The sequence below is a fragment of the Collinsella aerofaciens genome, from assembly GCF_964243765.1.
In the GTDB taxonomy this organism is placed as follows: Bacteria; Actinomycetota; Coriobacteriia; order Coriobacteriales; family Coriobacteriaceae; genus Collinsella; species Collinsella aerofaciens_BU.
Genome location: NZ_CAXTGI010000012.1, coordinates 26,991 through 45,786, shown reverse-complemented (window position 1 = coordinate 45,786; position 18,796 = coordinate 26,991). Strand labels below are relative to the sequence as shown.

The window sequence follows — 18,796 nt, the reverse complement described above, 5'->3', positions numbered from 1 at the left end:
GAATAAAAGTCAGCGAATGTCCCCAGGCGGGGCCGCGCCAGCCAGTCCCTATAGGTTGAACAAAAGTCAGCGAGAGCCCGCCAGAGTGAGCAAGGTGCCTTGAAAGAGGAGGGCATTGACCTTCTGGTTATGCCCGACGATTGAAAGGCAGATTGCCGCTCTGGCGGGCTCGCAGCGTCGAGGGGTTCCGGCGTTTGGTAAAACGCCGGAACAACCTAATGCTCGATCCAGCAGCGCAGGGTCTCGCCGGCCTGCAGGTGACGCAGATTCTCCGCGGCAATGTCGACGACGTTGTTGAGGGTGGCGGCTAGATGGAACCAGCCAGAGACGTGCGGCGTGATGAGCATGTTGGGTGCATCCCACAGTGGGCTTGTCTCAGGCAGCGGTTCGGGGTCGGTGACGTCGACCGCGGCGCCGGCGAGATGGCCCGACTCCAGGGCGGCAACCAAGTCGTCGGCGACCACAAGGTCGCCGCGGCCGCCGTTGGCAAAGAAGGCGCCCGGTTTCATCGCGGCGAAGAACTCGGCGTTCGCCAGACCGCGGGTCTCGGGCGTGCTGGGCATAAAGGATGCGACGATGTCGGCCTCGGCCAGGCGCTCGGGTAGGGCGTCCATGCCGTCCATGTCCTCAAACACGATGGGGTAGACGAGCGGATGGCGCTTGATGCCGCGGACGTGTGCACCCATGCTGCGGCAGAGCGTGGCGAAGTGGCCGCCGATATCGCCCGCGCCCAGCACCAGCACGTTGGCGTTTTTGAGCGAGGTAACTGGCCCCAAATCCTCCCAGCGATGTTCGCGCTGCAAGTCGTGATAGCCGGGCAGGCGCTTCATCATGGAAAGGACCATGGCAAACATGTGCTCGCTCACGGCCTGGCCGTAGGCGCCCACCGAGCAGGAAAGCTTAGCGTCGGCTGGCACGGTGCCGGCGGCCAAGTAATCGTCATAGCCCGCGGTCTGCAGTTGTAGCAGCTGGAGGTGCTCGCATACGGTAAGCAGGGCAGGGTCTATGTTGCCCAGGATCACGTCGGCATCGGCGACCTGCTCGCGCGTGGCGGCGTCGGAGCTCGTGTAGATAAAGTCCTCGCCCGGAGCACTCGACTCAAGAATTGCGCGATGACGGCCGTTGACGGGCAACAAAACCAGGATGTTCACAAGCAGTCCTCTCCGCTCAACCTACCAAAAAGGGACAGGTTTATTTTGGCAGGTTTTATCAGGCAAAACGTTCAAACAAAAACGCCGGATGCTAGACGAGCGTGCCCGTCAGCATCCGGCGCATCCACGGCTACCAGCTCAGCAGCTCGTAACCATCCTCGGTCACCACGAGCTGTACCTCGCACTGGGCCGAATCGCTGCCGTCCTTGGTGCGCACGCACCAGCCATCGCCCTTGCTAATCTTAATGTCGGGCGCTCCGGCGTTGACCATGGGCTCGATGGTAAAGACCATGCCCGGAGCCATGATGGTGTCCACATCGGGCGCCTCGGTGGTAAAGCCCACAAACGGGTCCTCGTGGAACTCCTTACCGATGCCGTGTCCGCCGTACTCGCGCACCACGCTAAAGCCGGCGTCCTCGACCGTCTTTTGCACGGCCTCGGCCATCACGGACAGCGGCAGCCATGGTTTGACGGCAGCCAGACCCGCCTCCACGCTGGCGCGAGTGACGTCGACCAGGCGTTGGCGCTCGGCCGAGACCTCGCCGATGCAGAACATGCGGCTCGAGTCGCTAAAGTAGCCGTCTAGGATCGTGGAGCAGTCCACGTTGATGATGTCACCCTCGTGCAGCACGTCCGTATCGCAGGGGATGCCGTGGCAGACCACGTCGTTGATCGAGGTGCACACACTCTTGGGGTAGCCCTCGTAGTTGAGGTCGGCCGGCGTGCCGCCGTGCTCGATGGTGTAGTCGTAGATCATCTGGTCGATCTGGTTGGTGGTCATGCCCGCGGCGATTTGCTCGCCTACGTAGTCGAGCACGCCCACGTTGATGGCGGCCGAGCGCTTGATGCCCTCGATATCGGCGGGCGTCTTGTAGAGCGTGCGGGGCAGAACCTCCCAGCCCTCTTCCCACAAGCGTTCGAGACGCTCATCAAAGGCGCTATGGCATTTCTTGTATTTCTTGCCGCTGCCGCACCAGCAAGCGTCGTTGCGGCCGGGCACGGGTCCTTTGTCATACATGGCTAACTTCCTTTCATCCGCAGCTAGTATAGCCCACCCACGCGTCCATAAAAGTTGCGGTGATATAGTTCCGATTTAAGCGGTTTAACAGCATAAACAGGAACTATATCACCGCAACCGATGGAGTGGGATGACGGGCACTAGCTGCTGCGTGGTTTTGCTAGTAGCTCACCTGGCAGGGGATGCCGAGGGCGCGCACGCGTGCGGCGATCTTGTCGAGCACCTCGGGCGCCGCTTTAGCAAGGCCGGCGACCGGTGTCTCGCGCGCCACCGTGTAGATGGTCGCCTCCTGCGGGCGAATGCGCTCAAGCGCCGCGAGCCAGGGGGCAACGTACTCCTCGCCGGTGTTGTCGATGAGCTTACCCTGATACTCGCCGGTCAAAAAGATCGTCTGGATAATAACGTGACCGTCAAAGCTTGCGAACGTCTCGATCTGGTGCTCGACGTCGTAGGGGCCAACAGGCTGGTCGAGCAGCTGGATAAACGCCGGGTCGACGGTATCGAGCTTAAGAATGTTGTCGTCGACCATCATGAGCGCATCGTGTACCTGGGGACGGTCGGCGCGCGTGCCGTTGGAGAGCACGGCGATCTTGGAGTTTGGGGCAAGCCCGTCGCGCAGCGCGACGGCGCCGGCGATGGCCTGCGGAAACTCCGGTGCGGCGGTGGGCTCGCCGTTGCCTGCGAAGGTGATCACATCGGGGAGCTCGCCCTCGGCTGCCATCTCGCGCAGCTTTGCCTCGAGCGCGTCGAGTACCACGGCAGCTGTGTTGTACGGCTCATGGCAGGGGCGCTCGGCGTTGAGGCCGTTTTCGCAGTAGATGCAGTCGAACGTGCAGATTTTGCCGCTGGCCGGCATCATGTTGACGCCGAGCGAGAGACCAAGGCGACGGCTGCGAACGGGCCCAAAGATGGGGCTGACATTCAAAAACGTAGACATAGGCATATGCTCCTCAAGACTATTGCGCCTAAGCATAGCATCGGCTCCAAAGCAAGGTGCGGGCTCTTGCTTTACAAGTCTCGTTTTTTCACGTCGCTCATGATGCCGTGCCATGAAAAGCCTCGGGTCGGGTAAAGTTAATCTGTTAACAAGGCGTAAGGCAATACGGGCCCATCCAGCCGTACTGACGTGCAGCCGGATGGGCATTGATGATGGGGGCACAACATGGATTTTACGGTCGAGAATGCGGGCACCACGATTGCCTGTCGCGAATATGCCGGCCCGGTTGTGTCGCCTGATGCTCCTGCCTTGGTGTGCGTGCACGGCGCTTGTGTCGACGGCACATTTTTCGACGGCATCGCTTGTGAGCTCAGTCGCAACTACCGCGTAATTGCCTACGACCGCCGCGGTTGCGGCGAGAGCGGCGACGCTGCGGACGGACGCTACGACCTCGCCGCCCAGGCCGCCGACCTGCAGGCCGTTATCGAGCATATTGGCGCTCCGGCAAACGTACTCGCGCACAGTGCCGGTACGTTGGTGGCCCTGGAGCTTCTCCGTGCAAACCCCGCCATAATCTCGCGTGCGATTCTGCATGAACCCGCCGTGACGGATGAGGGTGCCGGTCTGGGCGCTGCCCCGGTTTTGCTCGAGATGATCGCCGCGGGAAAGGTCTCCAGGGCATTACGGGCCTTCCTTGGAGCCCTCGGCGACTTGGACCCCGAGGCTCCTGGAACGACCGAAGCAGAAGCCAAGCATGCCCTGCGCAACGGCCGCAGTTTCATGGCAAACGAATACGGGATTACTATGACCTGCGTTCCCGATTGGGATAGCGTTCGCGCGTCAAAAACGGTGGCCGCCGTGCTCCTGGGCGAGCTCTCGATTGGCACGCCCCGTGAGGCTGGTACGCGAGCGGCTGCCGAATATCTCGATTGTCTTCTCGTGACGATCCCGGGCGCGCATAACGGTCTGCGCGATCGCCCGGCAGCGGCTGCCCGGGCTGTCCGTGGCATCCTGGGGCTCTAACACCCGCAATGGCTAAAGCAGGCTTCACCCGCAAACGTTTCGGCCGTGTTAACAAATGTGCTCAAAACCTCACGTCTGCGACTTCAATCGCGCCGCCTGCCAACTCATAAAAATGTAACAGCATTCACGTACTTACCTGCATCGACAAGGTGTTACCCTTGTAGCATTTGGAACCCACCGCTACCATGCGAAACTATCGAAAGGGCCCCATATGCTCAATAATCACGAGGTCAATCTAACCGACGAGGAGGCTGCCGCTGAGGTCGCCCGCGTCGCGAAGACCTACCCCGTGGTGCGTTTGCTGTCGGCCGATCAGATTAAGAGCGAGCCTAACTGCCTGCTCGCCGGCGATCGGTGTCCTTGTTTGCGCCAGTCGAGTCTTGAGGCTTTGGCAGACTCCGATGAGGTGTCGGAGCAACTGCTCAATGATGGCACTGAGTACCGCGCTCGCCTGCGCCCTCTGAAGGTCGAGGGCGAGCCTCACGTCCTGCTGATGGTGCGTCCGATTGATGAGCAAGAGGCTGCAGAAGAGGACCTTGTCTACACCGACGTGCTGACGAATGTGCGCAATCGCCGATATTACGAGGAAAAGCTCCGAAGCGCCCGCATGAATGCCGGCGTTGCGATGATCGACCTTGATGATTTTAGGGTCTTCAACGATACATGTGGCCGTCATGCCGGCGACCTTGCGCTCGGTGCTGTGGCGACAGCCATACGCAGCGGAATCCGTTCGACTGACGAGCTTGTGCGCTATGGCTGCGACAAGTTTGTGGTTGTCATGCCCAATATTCCCTCCGATGACTTCACCCGTCGCCTGCATCAGGTGTCCGATGCCGTTCGTTCCACGATTATTCCGGGCCATGAGTACGTGAGCTTGACGGCATGTGTTGGTGGCGTTCGCATTCATGGCGAGACGGTCGATGAGGGCGTTGGCCGCGCTGCCCAGTTATTGAGCCGCGCTAAGGCAAAAGCCGGTACGGTCGTGACCGATGCCGATTCCATCGAGGCCTTCCAAAGCGAAAAGCCCTTGGTGCTTATTATCGATGACTCCGAGATGAACCGAGCCATTCTCAGCGAGATGCTCAAGGACGAGTATTGCATCCTCGAGGCCGATAACGGTCGTATAGCGCTCGACATGGTCGACCGCTATGGCGATGAGTTGTCGCTCGTAATGCTGGACATTGTCATGCCGGGCATAAGCGGCTTTGAGGTGCTGGCCGATCTGTCGCGCCGAACGGGTATCGATAATCTGCCTGTCATCATGATTTCGAGCGAAGATTCCGATGATATGGTTCTGCGCGCGTACGAGCTGGGCGCCTCGGACTATATCAACCGCCCGTTTGACTCCCGTATCGTGCGCCGCCGCGTAAGCAACACCATCCGCCTGTACGCCAAACAGCGCCGCCTGACGAGCCTGCTGTCCCAGCAGTACAACGAGCGCGTCAAGAACAGTCGCATGCTCATCGACATCATGGCCGGCGTCATGGAGCTTCGCAACGGCGAGAGCGGCAGGCACGTTACGAACATCGAGAAGCTGACCGAGCTGCTGCTTGGCTGTCTGGTCCAGCGTAGCGGCACGGTCTCCCTCGACAATGAGGAACGCTCTACGATCGCCCTGGCTTCGGCGCTGCACGATATCGGCAAGATGTCGATTGACGATGCGATCCTCAACAAGCCCGGACGCCTTACGCCCGATGAGTTCGAGATTATGAAGACGCATACCACGATCGGCGCCGACATGCTGCTTGAGCTGGGTAGCCATCACGCCGGTAATGCGCTTATGGAATATGCGTACCAGATTGCGCGTTGGCACCACGAGCGCTGGGACGGCAAGGGTTATCCCGATGGCCTTAAGGGCGACGATATCCCCATCGCCGCGCAGGTGGTTTCGGTGGCTGACGTGTACGATGCGCTGACGAGCGTGCGCGTATACAAAGACGCTATCCCGCACAAGGAGGCAATCCAGATGATCCTGGACGGTAAGTGCGGCACCTTTAACCCGCTGTTGCTCGACTGCCTGTTCGAGGTGCAAGACCGTATTGCCGAGACGTTGGCACGCCCCGCCGACGTTGTCGCGTTTCCCACGATTTAGTTTGACCAAAGGAGTTTTTAATCCATGATTTCCATGCGTGAGGCGTATGAGAAGATCGGCGCTAATTATGACGACGCGTGCGCTCGGCTGATGGGCGGGGAAATGCTTGCCCGCTTTGCCCTCAAGTTTTTGGATGACGAGAGCATGGGCAAGCTGGAGGCCGCCATGGCGGCAGGAGACGCCGAAGGTGCGTTTATGGCAGCGCACACGCTCAAGGGCGTGAGCCAGAACCTGGGATTCGATAATCTGTACGAGCCGGCGGTTGTGGTGACCGAAGCGCTGCGCGGCGCCGATGCCGTTGACGGCGCTCGCGAGGGAATGCATGCGCTGCAGCAGCAATATGCGGCAACGATGTCGGCCTTGCGCGAGGCGGCCGAGTAAGAGCTCGCGAGCTTTGATGACTATGAGAGTTGATAATCTCCCGTTTTAGGCCCGGTGGCGGCCTCAAAGTGGGAGATTGTCCACTCTCGTTCGATACATGTCCAAAAATCCACTCTCACCCCTTCTGATTAGTGAATGGCCCATGCGCACTGGCGGGGCTTTCCGCATGCAATCCATATCGTTGTTCGATAAACTGTTCGAATAACGATAGAGTCGATGAGGGTGAGTGTATGTCCAACAGCGTTCAGCGTATGGCCAAGGCGGGCGAAAATATCAGGAAGCTTGGTTTTTGCATGGCAGCCGTTTTTGCAGGGATGCTCGTCGCTTTTGCCGCGTTGGTTGTTTACGTGATCTGGTATGCGGTTGCAAACGTTGTTTCTGTCGATTCTTTCGGTGTCGTGACGCTTCTCGATGGCGGGAGCATCGTTATCCCAAGCGGGCTGTGCCTGGCACTCGTCGTGGGTGTTTCGCTTGTCGTTTTGTGCGGAATCAGCCATAACATCTCTCGGGGCGTCTCGCCCTTTACCAAGGCGCATGTGCGGCTTATCCGTGTTCTCGCGCTTGCCTTTGCTGTTAACGCCGCGGTTTCGCTTGTTGGTGCCTATGGATCGGTCAATCTCACCATTGGCGGACTGGAGCTTTACATTGTGCCTCATTCCTTCGTTATTGAGATTTGCCAAGGCGCTACCTTTGATGCGGGGTCGTTTATCGGCGCAGTTGTCTGTTTGTTTATCTCGGCGATCTGGAGTTATGCCTCGCTGCTCCAAGAGCAGTCTGACGAGCTTGTGTAGGAGGAAACATGAGCTATCTCATCATCGAGCTTGAGACGCAGCTGCTTAAGACCGGAAAGACCAGTGCTGATCTGATTCGAGCGACGGGGCATACTCCGGCTAATATTTCAAAGCTTAGAAACGGAAAGATAAAAGCTATTCGCCTAAAGACGCTCCTCGATATCTGTGATGAGCTTGATTGTCAACCGGGAGATATTATTCAGCGCGTGAGCGAGAAAGAGCTTGAGGAGCTTATTGTCGAGCGTGCAAAAAACGTTGTGAGGCAGATGCGGGACGGCGGAGGCAACGAGGCGTCGCTTCCGACATCAGTCTTTGCTGTCGATTTGAGCGACGAGTAGCTTAAGGCGAACAACTAAAACGAAATATCAGCGTGAAGGGACCCGTGTCTAACACGGGTTCTTTCTTTTAGATTATCTTGACAAATATGAGTTATCGAAAAACAATAACAACTATGGAAAACGATAAAGTAAAGAAGGAACGATATGAGCGGTTTTGCTATCAAGCGGAACGGGAGGCCAATGAACGTATCAACGATAAGGCTATCAAGGGTGTCAAAGCGCTATGGGAGGCGCCGCGTTTTGCATGACGTTTCCTTCGAGGTACATCAGTCTGAGCTCTGCGCCCTTGTTGGTGCAAACGGGGCGGGCAAAAGCACGCTTATTAAAATCGTATTGGGCCTCTGTGAGCCATCGTCGGGGAGCGTGGAGCTCTTTGGAGGCAAGTCGAAAAAAGAGCTGAGCCTGATGCGGACGCGTGTCGGCTATGTGCCAGATTCCTGCGGAGCATACCAATCCCTCAGTGCGGCTGAGAATCTTCGGATCCGATGTGCGGAATGGGGACTCGATGAGAAACGTGAGGTTCCTCGCGTCTTGGGCCTAGTCGGGCTGGACGTCGATGAGAAAAAGAGCGTGAGCAGTTTTTCTCTGGGAATGAAACGGCGACTGGATATAGCTACGGCTTTATTGGGCGACACCGACGTACTAATTTTCGATGAGCCGGCAAATGGATTGGATCCGTTGGGCATCGAGAGTATATGGGCCCTTATCGGTCGATTGAATCGGGAGCAGGGCAAAACCATGCTTATCTCTAGCCACGACTTGGATGAGCTGGCATCGGTTGCAACAAGCTGCCTGTTTCTTCATGACGGTGAACTGCTAAAAAAGGAATCGATGGACGTCATAAGGGATGAGGCGCCATCCCTAAAAGAGTATTACAGGCGCTTGATGAAGGCGGTCTCGCTATGAAGCGGGCGATCCATCCCATAAAGGCAGATATGATGCGTTTGCACAGGATATTTCCGGCGAAGTTTGGTCTTGCGCTTATGCTGGCGTTCGGCCTTCTCTTCGGCATCTTTCTAAAAAACGGAACAACGTTGCTAGCCTTTGGCTATGGCGTTTGTGGGGAGGATATTGGTTTCTTCTGGAATGCAATCGATCCTTCTGCGCCTGATGAGTCCCTTGCGCGTAGCGCTTTTGCCGGTACATCCCTGTTCGTTCCACTCATCGTTTGTTTGGCGCTTTTACAGGAGCATGGCTATAAAGAGGGATACCGAATTTCTTCAGCAAGAGGTCTTACCCGCATTTATGGGGCTCTAGCTCATGCGCTTTCGTCTGCTTTAATAATTGGCGCAGCATATAGTGCGCTTTGCTTTCTTCTGTTTGCAATAGCCATAATACGTGGAGGGCATAGCTACGCGCATGGCATGCTGGCTGCATTTTTGCCTGCAATGATAGTCAACACCGTATTGATGATATCGGTTGCGCTGGAGACGGTGACCATCTATCGGATTACAGGCAGCGCTGTATTGAGCGGGGCTGCAATAATAATCGGATTTGTCATGAGCTTGACGCTCTACGGAGCCTTCCTTCAGGCACCTATACCATCCTTGCGATGGATCTTCTTCCTTCCTGGGCCGTACCTTGGAGTCGGATGTGCCCTTGGGTATAGCGATATGGGGCAACTGGCGCTTCTGGGCTATGGCGTGGCAGCCAGCTGTTTATCGGTATTGATTTACGCTCTCGTGAGCTTTCGTGCTGGGGGTGTGCTCAATGGCTCGTCAGATTAAAAGATTCCTCCATTCAGAATTGAAGCACGTGAGTAAATGGACGTACGCCTTAATCCCGGTAATTTATGCGTGCATGGTGGTATTGCAGCTTAATTCTTTCCCGATGTGGTTCTGCAGCCTCCGTGAGAACAGTTTCTTGGGCTTTTTCCCAGACCCGACGCTTCGGCTATCGGCGGAGGATGTCCTTCTATTTGGTAATGCAGAGGTTTTTCGCGGTCTGCTGTTCAACGTAGCCCCGTTGGCCCATGCATTGTTCTTTCCGCTTATCGCGTCTTGCATTGTGCCGCGCTTTGTCAGTTCGGGCTTTATTGAGGAACCGTGGGGGTTGTCGGAGGCTCGGGGAGGGAAGCGTGTGTGCGCTATCGTTGCTCGAGCGGCGCTGTCTTCTTTTGCCCTTTTGGGCGCGTTTATCCTGTCGAGTGTCGTTTTGTACTGTCTTAACTGCGCGATCGTTTTGGATGCTCAGCAGTATTTCAACCTGAATATGTTTTGCGATCGACTTCTTCTGGCGAGTGCGGTCTGCCTTGCATACGTGGTCTCTTGCGTGATCGTTGTTTCCTATTTTGGATCCGGCTTCGGTCCTATTGGCATGCTGTTGCTTGTCAACGTCGTAACGATCTACATACAGGTCGGGGCCAATTCCATGCTTCCACTTCCGGCCTCGATGCTCATGTGGATTTGCGGCGTGACCCCGTTGGAGGACGGTCAATGCACCTCGATTTTAATTGACTGCCTCATAAACGTAGCAAGCGTTTTTGCCATCTGCTTTACCGTCGACCGATTGCGGTCGAGATTTCTTTGATTGTTTGTGAGGGATAAACATACCGAGCATACCGAATACAGGGGGGCGGGCACCGTGGCTGGTGTACGCCCCCCCTGGCTTAGGAGGCTTTAACTTGTGTGGCTTGCGAGCTAACGGGCCTGCTTAACCTTAGCCGCTGCCTCGACAAACGACTTCCACAGGTTAAAGTCGGTCTCGATCGTCTGCCAGGTGTACTCGGGATGCCATTGCACGCCCAGGCAGAAAGGCTGGCCTTCGACCTCGATGCACTCGGGAACGCCGTCGGTTGCCTTGGCGACCAAACGCGTGCTTTTACCCAGACGATCGACGCAGCAGTGGTGTGCGGAGTTGGTTTGGATCAGCCTGTGTCCGCCAACCGCGCGGTCGAGCAGCGAGCCCGGCACAACCTCGACGGGATGCACGGGGTCGTTGAGCACGTGGGTATGGCGCCACTGCGTGCGGCCCTCGCGAGCGCCCAGGCTCGGTACGTCCATGCACAGGGTGCCGCCAGTGGCGACGTTGAGCAACTGCGTGCCACGGCAGGTGGTAAAGAGCGGCTTTTTGGCGCGGAGCACCTCGCCGACCAGCTTAAACTCAAAGCTATCGCGGATCTCGCAGCAGAGGGTGGGGTCGTAGGGTCGATCATCGCCCCAGCGTTTGGGGTTGACATCCGGGCCGCCGGGAATAGCGATACCGTCGGCGATATCGACGTAATGGCGGATGACCTCAATGTCCTCGGTGATGGACATCTGCAGCGGCAAGCCGCCGGCGGCAAGGATGGCATCGACAAAGACACTTGCGATTTCCTCGTTGGGGGAGAGCGTCTCGCTTAAAAACGGCTTCGCCTCTTCCCAGCGCGGCGCGACGAGGATGAGCGGGCGGTCGGCGGGATCGACGTCGACGTGCGGGGTGTATGACGATGAAGTGCGAGTTCCGATCATAGGTGTTGCTTTCGAGTTTGGATGGTCATGGCGAGCGAACATGGCAATTGGGTTAGTGGCCCTTGATGGAGTTGAGGAAGTCCTGGGCGCGCTTGGTTTGGGGGTGGTCGAAGAACTCGTCGGGCGTGCCGGTTTCCACGATCTGGCCGTCGGCCATAAAGACGACGCGATCGGCCACGCGGCGGGCAAAGTTCATCTCGTGCGTGATGACGATCATCGTCATGCCCTGCTGGGCCAGGCGGACCATGACCTCGAGCACCTCATTGATCATCTCGGGGTCCAGCGCACTCGTGGGCTCGTCAAAAAGCATGGCCTTGGGCTGCATGGCAAGAGAACGGGCGATGGCCACGCGCTGCTGTTGACCGCCCGAAAGCTGTGCGGGCACCTTGTCGGCCTGCTCGGCCACGCCCACGCGGCTCAACAGGTCCATGGCGCGCTCGCGGGCCTCGTTCTTGGAGACGCCCAGCACATCGACCGGTCCCAGCATGACGTTCTGCAGCACGGTCATATGTGCGAACAGGTTGAACTGCTGAAACACCATGCCCAACTCGGCGCGCATGCGGGCAAGATCCTTGCCTTCCTGCGGCAGGGGCTCGCCCTCGATGAGGATCTCGCCCGAGTCGATGGTTTCCAGACGGTTGATGGTGCGGCACATGGTCGATTTGCCCGAGCCCGAGGGGCCGATCACGACGACAACCTCGCCGCGATCGACCGAGAGATTAATGTCGTTGAGGACGTGCAGATCGCCATAGTGCTTATCGACGTGCTTGAGCTCAATCAGCGGCTGATTGCCGGTGGAAGAAGTGCTCTGTGCCATGGTGCTCGGCTCCTTATGACTCGAAATGGTAAATCGTTAGCGAATGATGGTCGCGCCGGTCTTGTGCGAGACGTAGACGGCGGCCTTGTTGATTGCAACGTTGATGAGGATGTAGATGACCGCGATCACCAGATAGACCGACACGAGCGCGTCGTAGTTGGTAATGAGCACGCGGGCATTTTGCATGAGGTCGGGGTAGCTCACCACGTAGGCGACGGTGGTGTCTTTGACGACGACCACAAGCTGCGAAATCAACGATGGAATGATAAAACGAATAGCCTGCGGTAACACGATTTTAAAGGTGATTTTAGCTTTGGAGAGACCGAGCGCCTGGGCTGCCTCGACCTGGCCGCGCGGCACGGCGTTGACGCCGGCACGGAAGATCTCGGCCAGTACGCCGGCCGCAGCGAGCGCGACAGGAAGTGTGAGCATCCAAAACGACGGCAGCGCGATCTTGTACTGGGGCAACACCAAAAAGAAGAAGTATATGAACAGAAGGCTCGGCACGCCGCGGAAGAAATCGGTGAGTACGCGGCAGACCAGCTGCAGCGGCTTGATGTCGCTCGTGCGGCCGAGCATGAGGGCCAGACCCAGTACCAGCGCGATGGCGCCAGCGGTGAGCGCGACCTTTACCGTGCCCTCAAAACCGGCAAGCAAGAACTTCCAGGTAGTGAGGTGCGTAAAGAAATACCAATAGTGGACCGAAAGCTGACCGGTCACATAAAAGCGCTGCAACACGAGGGCAACGAGTGCGGCAACGGCAACAAGTGAGATGACGGTGCCGATGCGAATCTTGGCGCGCATCTTGGGGCCGGGAGCCTCGTAGAGCGCATCGCGCATGGTAAGCGCGGGGGAGGAGTGCTTGCTCATCGGAGGATCCTCACCTTCTTATCGATGTAGTTGCCAATGTGGCTCACCACAAAGGCCGTGCCCAGGTAGCCGAGTGCCGAGATAAAGAATGCGGCGACGCCTCCGAGCGAGCGTGTGTTGATGTAGCTCACCACGCCGGTGAGCTCCTGCGGTTTAAGCGGCACCTGGCTGCCGAGCGCGGTGGTGAGCATGACGGCGATAAAGAGGTTGGTCATGGGCAATACGCTTGAGCGCAGTGCCTGCGGAATCACGATCTTGGCGAGGATGCGGTTAAAGCTCATGCCGAGCGAACGTGCGGCTTCGATCTGACCGACGCCGACGGTGTTGATGCCGCTCATAAAGTTCTCGGAGCCAAAGGCCGAGCCCAAAAGGACCGTGGCGACGATAACGCAGGTGCGGTAGGGCAGGACGACCTTGAGCGGCGGCAGCGCATAGACGACGATGATGAGCAGCGCGATGCCGGGGATGTTACGGAAGACCTGGACATACAGGTCGCCAAAGACGCGCAGCGGCTTGAGCGGTGACACGCGCATCACGGTGACAGCGACGGCCAGCACCATGGCGATGGCAAACGACTCAAGCGTCATGCCCCAGGTTGCTAGCAGCGCGTCAATGTAGTTCTGGCCATAGAGCGACCAGAGCTCAGAGAGACTCATGCGGACCTCCCACCGATAAGGAAAGGGGCTCCCGCGTGTACGGAAGCCCCGACAACTCAGTGAGGAAACAGTTTAGCGCAATAAAGCGCATCGCACGTTTCCGTATTGTTTCGTTGCGGCCGTTACTAGGCTCGCTGCCTAGGCGCCGACCTCGGGCAGCTCGGGAACATTGGTGTCACCCGTGCGGTCGCCGATGCAGATCTGCCACAGCTCGGTCCAGGTGCCGTCGTCCTCGATCTTCTTAAGGAAGTCGTTGACAAAGGCGACGCCGTCGGAATCGAGCGGCAGGCCGATGCCATAGGGCTCCTTGCTGCCGAAGGGCTTGCCGGCGATCTTGTACTTACCGGGCTCGCGGACCAGGGCGCTCTGCTGCATGTTGTTATCGATGACGTAGGCATCAACACGGCCCTGCTGGAGTGCCTGGCGGGCCTCCTCGTCGGTCTTGAACTCCTGCTGGCTGGCCTTGGGGGCGAACTCCTCCAGGATGGCGGGGCCGTTGGAGCCGGACTGGACGGCGACGTTCTTGTCGGCCAGGTCGTCGACGCTCTTGATGTCGTCGTTATCGGCGAGCACCAGGATAGCCTGCTGGGTGTAGTAGTAGGGACCGGCAAAGGAGACGAGCTTCTTGCGCTCGTCAGTGATGGTGTAGGTGGCAAAGACGGCGTCGACCTGGCCGTTCTGCAGGACGGACTCGCGCGTGTCCGAGGTCACCTGGGTGATCTCGACCTTGTTCTCGCCCAGAATGTAGTTGGACAGAAGCTGCGCGATGCCGGCGTCGAAGCCGCGGGTCTGACCGTCCTTCTCGTTGAGGAGGGAGAAGAGCGTGGAGGTCTGAACGCCACCGATCTTAAAGACGCCGGCGTCCTTGACGGCCGTCGCCCAGGCGCTGGCGGCGATGGCGTCGTCATCGGCCTTGGGGCCGTTGTCGACGAGCTTGTCGAATGCCTTGGCATCGAGCGTGGTGGAAACCTCGGTATCCTCGGAGTTCTTGGAGGAGGCGGCGGAGCCCTTGTCGGCCTCGGCGCTGGTGTCGGAGCAGCCGGCAAGACCAAGGCCGGCGACGGTTGCGAAGGTGGCGGCGACAAAGCCGCGGCGGTCGAGAACGACCTGCTGGGAGAGGTTCTTGCTCATGGTAGAACACCTTTCTCAATAAAATCCCTAGCGGTTGAGTAGAGTTATACCCTATCCCGCTCAGATGGGTCAACACGAAATAACTCAGAAACATACTTACCTTATGGGTAATTCTTCCTACCAAAAAGGGACAGGCACCTTTGTGGTGGTTCTGGCCGATGCAGCGGCATGCCTTGCTGTTATGTCTCGATCTGTAACATCTGCAGCCATTTTTGCCGAGTAACTGTTACAGATTGAGATTTTCTCTTCAGGGGAATTCGAATGTCTCAATCTGTAACAGGTAGACGGCCAAAAGGCCTCTATCTGTTACAGATTGAGACAAAGGTCAGGAGCAAAGACGGTTTGTCTAGATCTGTAACAGTTAGACGGGAATTCGGGCCCTAGATGTTACAGATCGAGATAGTTGAGCTCAAAAATAAAAACCTCCGCAGGGGTGCTTCCCTTGCGGAGGTTTTTTACTCGTTGAGTAGCCTTACGGCCTCGGCGGCCATGTTCTCGACCGTCATGCCGTTCTGAGCGAGCAGCTCGTTGGGGTCGTAGCGGTCGGGGAAGCCCTTGGCGATGCCGAAGGTGCGCGTGCGCACGGGCGTGCAGGCCAAGTAGCACGCGACGCGTTCGCCCCAACCGCCGTCCAAGATGCCGTCCTCGAGGGTGACGACAACGCGATGCTCGGCGGCAAGGCTGTCGAGGAACTCGCGGTCAAGCTCGGTTGCAAAGCGAGGGTTGACGAGCGTGGCCTCGATACCGTATTCGGCTGCCAAGCGGTTTGCCACACGCTCGCCCAGCTCAAAGAAATCGCCGAGCGCGAGCACGGCCACGTCGCGGCCCTGGCGCACCACGTTGTAGCGCGCGACACCGTAATCGGCGTCCTCGGCAGGCGCCAAGTCGGGGCGGCTTACCAGGCCAATGCCGGGCACGCGAATCGCCACAGGATGCTCGCGGTGATCGAGCGACCAGCTCAGCATGGACAGATATTCCTCCATGCAGGCCGGCGCCAAGTAGTGCATGTTGGGAAGACCGCCCAGCATGGAAATATCAAAGAACGAGAGATGCGTCTCGGATGTGGTGCCAAAGATCGACGCGCCAAATACCAGGATGGTTGCGGGGGCGTCGTTGAGGCACAGGTCGTGCCACAGCTCGTCGTAGGCGCGCTGCAAAAACGTGCCGTACACACCAAAGACTGGCTTGGCGCCCGAGCGCGCAAACGCGGTGGCAAAGGTCACGGCGTGCTCCTCGGCAATGCCCACGTCAACAAACTGCTTGCCTGCCGCGGCGCGAAGCTCGGGCGTAAAGCCCATGATGTAGGGCGTTGCGGCCGTGATGCCCACAACCTGCGGATCGCGCTCTATGGCAGCGCTCAGGGCCTCGCCCGTAATGTCGGCATAGGTGCGCGGCGCAGGCTCGCTCGGATGGCCCGGGCAGAGCTTGCGCCCAGTCGCCATGTCAAACGGACCTACATGATGCCAGCGCTCGGGGTCGCTCTGGGCCGGCTCAAAGCCCTTGCCCTTCGCGGTGGAGACGTGCAGCACGATGGGATGATCGATATCGCGCAGTTCCTGCAGCACGTCGACTAGGGCCAACACATCGTTACCGGCGTCCAGATAGCGGTAGTCGAGCCCCATCGCGCGGAAAACGTTGCGCTCACAGGTGCCGTTGCTGGCGCGCAGCTCGGCCAGATTGCGATACAGGCCGCCATGGTTCTCGGCAATGGACTGGTCGTTATCGTTGACGATGATGATCAGGTTGCTGTCGAGATCGGCGGCATTGTTAAAGCCCTCAAACGCCAAGCCGCCCGAAAGCGAGCCGTCGCCAATGATGGTGATGACGTTGTACGCATCGCCCGCCAGGTCACGAGCGTGCGCCAGGCCGCAGCCCAGGCTCACCGACGTGGAGGTATGGCCCATGGCGAACAGGTCGTGCTCGGACTCGTCGGGATTGGCAAAGCCAGAAGCCTCACCATAACGCTCCGGATCGATATAAGTGTACGCGCGCCCCGTCAGCGCCTTGTGGGCGTAGGTCTGGTGCGAAACGTCAAAGACAATCTTGTCGATGGGGGAGTTAAACACACGATGAAGCGCAACCGTGAGCTCAACGACGCCCAGGTTGGGGGCAACGTGCCCGCCGACGGCGGCGGAGCTTTCGAGGATTGCCTGGCGGATCTCGCCGCAGAGCAGCGGAAGCTCGGCGCGGTCGAGAGCCTTGACGTCCTCGGGCGTTGTCGTTTGCGTAAGCAGCATCGTTGTGGGTTACTCCATGCGAATCGAGTGCCGGCGCTCCCTCAGCCGGCACAATTGCACAAGACAGTCTCGCACATTTTGGCGTTTGATATGTGACGGCGGCGCGGTAATTCGCCAACTGGTGGGGCAAAACGTTTTGTCCGATGCCATACTGATAAGTTCCATGATGATTTTATTCATTGCGTGCAGGCTGTGGCTTGCCGCCGAGCGCCGCCGGAAGGAGGCCGCATGTCCGATACCGTTCGTGCCGAGAAAATCGCGTGCGAAGTAGACCATGCTGCCCGTCAACTGGCACAGGAGGGCCGTCTGGACCTGACGCGCGAGTTTATCCAGCATGGCGATGTGACGGTGTATACGCATGTGACCTCGGTGGCGCGGGCAAGTCTGTCCTTTGCCGAGCGCCTGGGCCGCGTCGGTATCTCCGTCGACCGCTTGTCGCTGCTGCGCGGGGCCCTGCTGCACGATTACTTTCTCTATGACTGGCACGATCCCGACCCAAGCCATCGACTGCATGGCTTTCGGCATCCGTTTTTTGCCCTGGCGCGTGCGGAGGAAGATTTTGAGCTGACGTCGCGCGAGCGGAATATCATCGCGCGCCATATGTTTCCGCTGGTACCGGTGCCGCCGACGTGTCGCGAGGCATGGATTGTGTGCCTGGCGGATAAATGGTGCGCGCTGCGCGAGACGATTGCCGGCCGTCTGCCGCGCAAAGACAGGGCGGACGATGACGTGAGCAGCGAATCGAACGAAAAGAGGAGAGGGTAGACGGTGGGAACCGCGATCGACATGGCATTTGACGGCGCGACGCTTGCCGCCTGTCCGCTCTCGGCGCTGGTACTCTCGTTTGCCTTCTACGGTTTTTGCGGCTGGGTATGGGAGTCGACGGTCTGCGCCATGCTCAACCACGGACGCTTTGCCAACAGCGGCTTTTTGCTAGGGCCGTGTTGTCCCATCTACGGTGCGGGCGGCATCGCGTGCTGGTTGCTGCTGCGTGGAATCCCAGACGCCTCGAGCCAGTTTGTCGCTGCCGCGCTCGTATGCAGCGTGATCGAATATAGTGTGGGCGTGCTGTTGGAAAAAACGACGGGTGCCCGGTTTTGGGATTACTCGCATCTGCCGTTTAACCTGCACGGACGCATCTGCCTGTACTGGGCCTGCGCGTTTGGCTTGGGTGCGTTGTGTATTTGCCGTTTAGTGGAGCCGGCATTGCTGGGGCTGCTTGGCCATCTGCCGGTGCTGATTGTGCGGCTGTCCGCCTTTATCGTCGCGGTCGCGATGATGGTCGATGCGGTGTGCTCGTTGGCCAGCTGGCGCCGCCTGTCCGATCAGCTTGAGCGTGTGCGTGCCGACCTTGCCGACCGCATCAATGAGTCGCTTGCCGACGCCTCCGACTCTATGCTCGAACGTATTCCCGATTCTACGATTGACTCGGTGGCACAGACGCACATCCGTAGCCGTGCCGTTAACGCGTGGCTGGCCGAGCTGGGTGACGCCGCGCTCGATGCCCTGCGCGAGAAGGCTTCGATGCCGACGTTTATCTCGGATGGTGCTCGCGGCCTGGCGCTCGCTGCCCGCCGCGTTGCCGATGTCGCGCCGAGCATGCCGCGTCCGTCGCTCAGTCGTCGCCTTGCCGGCAAGCGCATGAGCCGTCCGGTGCCGAGTGTGTCGCTCAGCCGTCGTGACCTGCGCTTCTTTAACGCCTTCCCGCGTCTGCGCATCAATCGCTACGAGGGCGTCATCCGAGCTACCGACCTCCGCGACCGAGCCCGCGAGCTGTTCCGGCGCTAGCCAGAGTGGGGCCAAGCGCGCCCTTCTCGTTCGCACATTTCCCGTTCGTTTCGCGCCCGTTGCTGCGCCGTTTCCAAGATTGCGGCACCGTTTCCATTCGACAACGCAGCGTTTAAC

General features: G+C 58.8%; 19 protein-coding genes. 10 read left to right on the top strand and 9 right to left on the bottom strand.

All coding sequences use genetic code 11. The annotated features are described in order from the left end of the window. Positions 1-215: 215 nt before the first annotated feature. The 3 genes from ACESSC_RS08510 to ACESSC_RS08500 all read right to left on the bottom strand — a co-directional run bounded on the left by ACESSC_RS08510 (position 216) and on the right by ACESSC_RS08500 (position 3,106). Entirely contained in the window at positions 216-1,151 is a 936-nt protein-coding gene (locus ACESSC_RS08510; protein WP_373162462.1) for a D-2-hydroxyacid dehydrogenase, read from the bottom strand. Between the two features lie 130 nt (positions 1,152-1,281). Beyond that, positions 1,282-2,169 carry a type I methionyl aminopeptidase gene (gene map, locus ACESSC_RS08505; protein WP_373162460.1) on the bottom strand — a complete coding sequence of 296 codons (888 nt, stop codon included), beginning with the start codon at positions 2,167-2,169 and terminating at the stop codon, positions 1,282-1,284. Positions 2,170-2,329: 160 nt separating this feature from the next. Then, complete coding sequence (locus tag ACESSC_RS08500; RefSeq protein ID WP_148331948.1) at positions 2,330-3,106, bottom strand: radical SAM protein; 777 nt, start codon at positions 3,104-3,106, stop codon at positions 2,330-2,332. Between the two features lie 225 nt (positions 3,107-3,331). Between ACESSC_RS08500 and ACESSC_RS08495 the strand changes: the two genes are divergently transcribed. The 8 genes from ACESSC_RS08495 (at position 3,332) to ACESSC_RS08460 (ending at position 10,260) form a co-directional block, all read left to right on the top strand. Next, positions 3,332-4,129: an alpha/beta fold hydrolase gene (locus ACESSC_RS08495; protein WP_373162459.1), complete on the top strand. Its 798-nt coding sequence runs from the start codon at positions 3,332-3,334 to the stop codon at positions 4,127-4,129. Positions 4,130-4,340: 211 nt separating this feature from the next. After that, a complete protein-coding gene (locus tag ACESSC_RS08490; protein WP_373162457.1) occupies positions 4,341-6,221 on the top strand; it encodes a diguanylate cyclase in 1,881 nt (626 codons plus the stop codon). A 24-nt stretch (positions 6,222-6,245) separates the two neighbouring features. Beyond that, the gene (locus ACESSC_RS08485) at positions 6,246-6,602 is read left to right on the top strand and encodes an Hpt domain-containing protein (RefSeq protein ID WP_199407877.1); all 357 of its coding nucleotides are present in this window, start codon (positions 6,246-6,248) and stop codon (positions 6,600-6,602) included. 251 nt (positions 6,603-6,853) lie between these two features. After that, entirely contained in the window at positions 6,854-7,393 is a 540-nt protein-coding gene (locus tag ACESSC_RS08480) for a hypothetical protein (RefSeq protein WP_147345481.1), read from the top strand. Positions 7,394-7,401: 8 nt separating this feature from the next. Then, complete coding sequence (locus ACESSC_RS08475) at positions 7,402-7,731, top strand: helix-turn-helix domain-containing protein (RefSeq protein ID WP_089572320.1); 330 nt, start codon at positions 7,402-7,404, stop codon at positions 7,729-7,731. Between the two features lie 144 nt (positions 7,732-7,875). Then, on the top strand, positions 7,876-8,637 hold the full coding sequence (locus ACESSC_RS08470) for an ABC transporter ATP-binding protein (RefSeq protein ID WP_316368590.1): 762 nt from the start codon (positions 7,876-7,878) through the stop codon (positions 8,635-8,637). Next, positions 8,634-9,458: a hypothetical protein gene (locus ACESSC_RS08465; RefSeq protein WP_373162455.1), complete on the top strand. Its 825-nt coding sequence runs from the start codon at positions 8,634-8,636 to the stop codon at positions 9,456-9,458. The genes ACESSC_RS08470 and ACESSC_RS08465 overlap by 4 nt, the downstream gene beginning before the upstream one ends. Beyond that, the gene (locus ACESSC_RS08460; RefSeq protein WP_373162453.1) at positions 9,442-10,260 is read left to right on the top strand and encodes a hypothetical protein; all 819 of its coding nucleotides are present in this window, start codon (positions 9,442-9,444) and stop codon (positions 10,258-10,260) included. The genes ACESSC_RS08465 and ACESSC_RS08460 overlap by 17 nt, the downstream gene beginning before the upstream one ends. A 110-nt stretch (positions 10,261-10,370) precedes the next feature. On the opposite strand, the gene ACESSC_RS08455 is transcribed toward ACESSC_RS08460, so the two are convergent. The 6 genes from ACESSC_RS08455 to ACESSC_RS08430 form a co-directional block, all read right to left on the bottom strand. Then, on the bottom strand, positions 10,371-11,180 hold the full coding sequence (locus ACESSC_RS08455; RefSeq protein WP_373162451.1) for a gamma-glutamyl-gamma-aminobutyrate hydrolase family protein: 810 nt from the start codon (positions 11,178-11,180) through the stop codon (positions 10,371-10,373). 52 nt (positions 11,181-11,232) lie between these two features. Then, positions 11,233-11,997, bottom strand: a complete 765-nt coding sequence (locus ACESSC_RS08450; protein WP_373162449.1) for an amino acid ABC transporter ATP-binding protein — start codon at positions 11,995-11,997, stop codon at positions 11,233-11,235. Positions 11,998-12,033: 36 nt separating this feature from the next. Further along, the gene (locus ACESSC_RS08445; protein ID WP_373162447.1) at positions 12,034-12,867 is read right to left on the bottom strand and encodes an amino acid ABC transporter permease; all 834 of its coding nucleotides are present in this window, start codon (positions 12,865-12,867) and stop codon (positions 12,034-12,036) included. Next, entirely contained in the window at positions 12,864-13,523 is a 660-nt protein-coding gene (locus tag ACESSC_RS08440) for an amino acid ABC transporter permease (protein ID WP_373162446.1), read from the bottom strand. Before ACESSC_RS08440 ends, ACESSC_RS08445 begins: the two co-directional genes overlap by 4 nt. Before the next feature lie 138 nt (positions 13,524-13,661). After that, positions 13,662-14,654 (bottom strand): glutamate ABC transporter substrate-binding protein, encoded by a 993-nt coding sequence (locus ACESSC_RS08435; RefSeq protein ID WP_373162445.1) that lies wholly within the window; start codon positions 14,652-14,654, stop codon positions 13,662-13,664. Between the two features lie 455 nt (positions 14,655-15,109). Further along, complete coding sequence (locus ACESSC_RS08430) at positions 15,110-16,891, bottom strand: 1-deoxy-D-xylulose-5-phosphate synthase (protein ID WP_373162444.1); 1,782 nt, start codon at positions 16,889-16,891, stop codon at positions 15,110-15,112. Between the two features lie 228 nt (positions 16,892-17,119). Between ACESSC_RS08430 and ACESSC_RS08425 the strand changes: the two genes are divergently transcribed. Next, entirely contained in the window at positions 17,120-17,656 is a 537-nt protein-coding gene (locus ACESSC_RS08425; RefSeq protein ID WP_373162443.1) for an HD domain-containing protein, read from the top strand. Between the two features lie 3 nt (positions 17,657-17,659). Then, positions 17,660-18,679, top strand: coding sequence for a putative ABC transporter permease (locus tag ACESSC_RS08420; protein ID WP_373162441.1), 1,020 nt, complete (start codon positions 17,660-17,662; stop codon positions 18,677-18,679). The last annotated feature ends 117 nt before the right edge of the window (positions 18,680-18,796 follow it).

What these genes read in the sequence shown, in the direction of transcription:
- ACESSC_RS08485 (WP_199407877.1), top strand. Translation starts at nt 6,246, where the DNA reads ATGATTTCCATGCGTGAGGCGTATGAGAAGATCGGCGCTAATTATGAC.
- ACESSC_RS08435 (WP_373162445.1), bottom strand. Translation starts at nt 14,654, where the DNA reads ATGAGCAAGAACCTCTCCCAGCAGGTCGTTCTCGACCGCCGCGGCTTT.
- ACESSC_RS08495 (WP_373162459.1), top strand. Translation starts at nt 3,332, where the DNA reads ATGGATTTTACGGTCGAGAATGCGGGCACCACGATTGCCTGTCGCGAA.
- ACESSC_RS08500 (WP_148331948.1), bottom strand. Translation starts at nt 3,106, where the DNA reads ATGTCTACGTTTTTGAATGTCAGCCCCATCTTTGGGCCCGTTCGCAGC.
- ACESSC_RS08445 (WP_373162447.1), bottom strand. Translation starts at nt 12,867, where the DNA reads ATGAGCAAGCACTCCTCCCCCGCGCTTACCATGCGCGATGCGCTCTAC.
- ACESSC_RS08465 (WP_373162455.1), top strand. Translation starts at nt 8,634, where the DNA reads ATGAAGCGGGCGATCCATCCCATAAAGGCAGATATGATGCGTTTGCAC.
- ACESSC_RS08425 (WP_373162443.1), top strand. Translation starts at nt 17,120, where the DNA reads ATGTCCGATACCGTTCGTGCCGAGAAAATCGCGTGCGAAGTAGACCAT.
- ACESSC_RS08475 (WP_089572320.1), top strand. Translation starts at nt 7,402, where the DNA reads ATGAGCTATCTCATCATCGAGCTTGAGACGCAGCTGCTTAAGACCGGA.
- ACESSC_RS08450 (WP_373162449.1), bottom strand. Translation starts at nt 11,997, where the DNA reads ATGGCACAGAGCACTTCTTCCACCGGCAATCAGCCGCTGATTGAGCTC.
- ACESSC_RS08455 (WP_373162451.1), bottom strand. Translation starts at nt 11,180, where the DNA reads ATGATCGGAACTCGCACTTCATCGTCATACACCCCGCACGTCGACGTC.
- ACESSC_RS08480 (WP_147345481.1), top strand. Translation starts at nt 6,854, where the DNA reads ATGGCCAAGGCGGGCGAAAATATCAGGAAGCTTGGTTTTTGCATGGCA.
- ACESSC_RS08430 (WP_373162444.1), bottom strand. Translation starts at nt 16,891, where the DNA reads ATGCTGCTTACGCAAACGACAACGCCCGAGGACGTCAAGGCTCTCGAC.
- ACESSC_RS08460 (WP_373162453.1), top strand. Translation starts at nt 9,442, where the DNA reads ATGGCTCGTCAGATTAAAAGATTCCTCCATTCAGAATTGAAGCACGTG.
- map (WP_373162460.1), bottom strand. Translation starts at nt 2,169, where the DNA reads ATGTATGACAAAGGACCCGTGCCCGGCCGCAACGACGCTTGCTGGTGC.
- ACESSC_RS08440 (WP_373162446.1), bottom strand. Translation starts at nt 13,523, where the DNA reads ATGAGTCTCTCTGAGCTCTGGTCGCTCTATGGCCAGAACTACATTGAC.
- ACESSC_RS08470 (WP_316368590.1), top strand. Translation starts at nt 7,876, where the DNA reads ATGAGCGGTTTTGCTATCAAGCGGAACGGGAGGCCAATGAACGTATCA.
- ACESSC_RS08490 (WP_373162457.1), top strand. Translation starts at nt 4,341, where the DNA reads ATGCTCAATAATCACGAGGTCAATCTAACCGACGAGGAGGCTGCCGCT.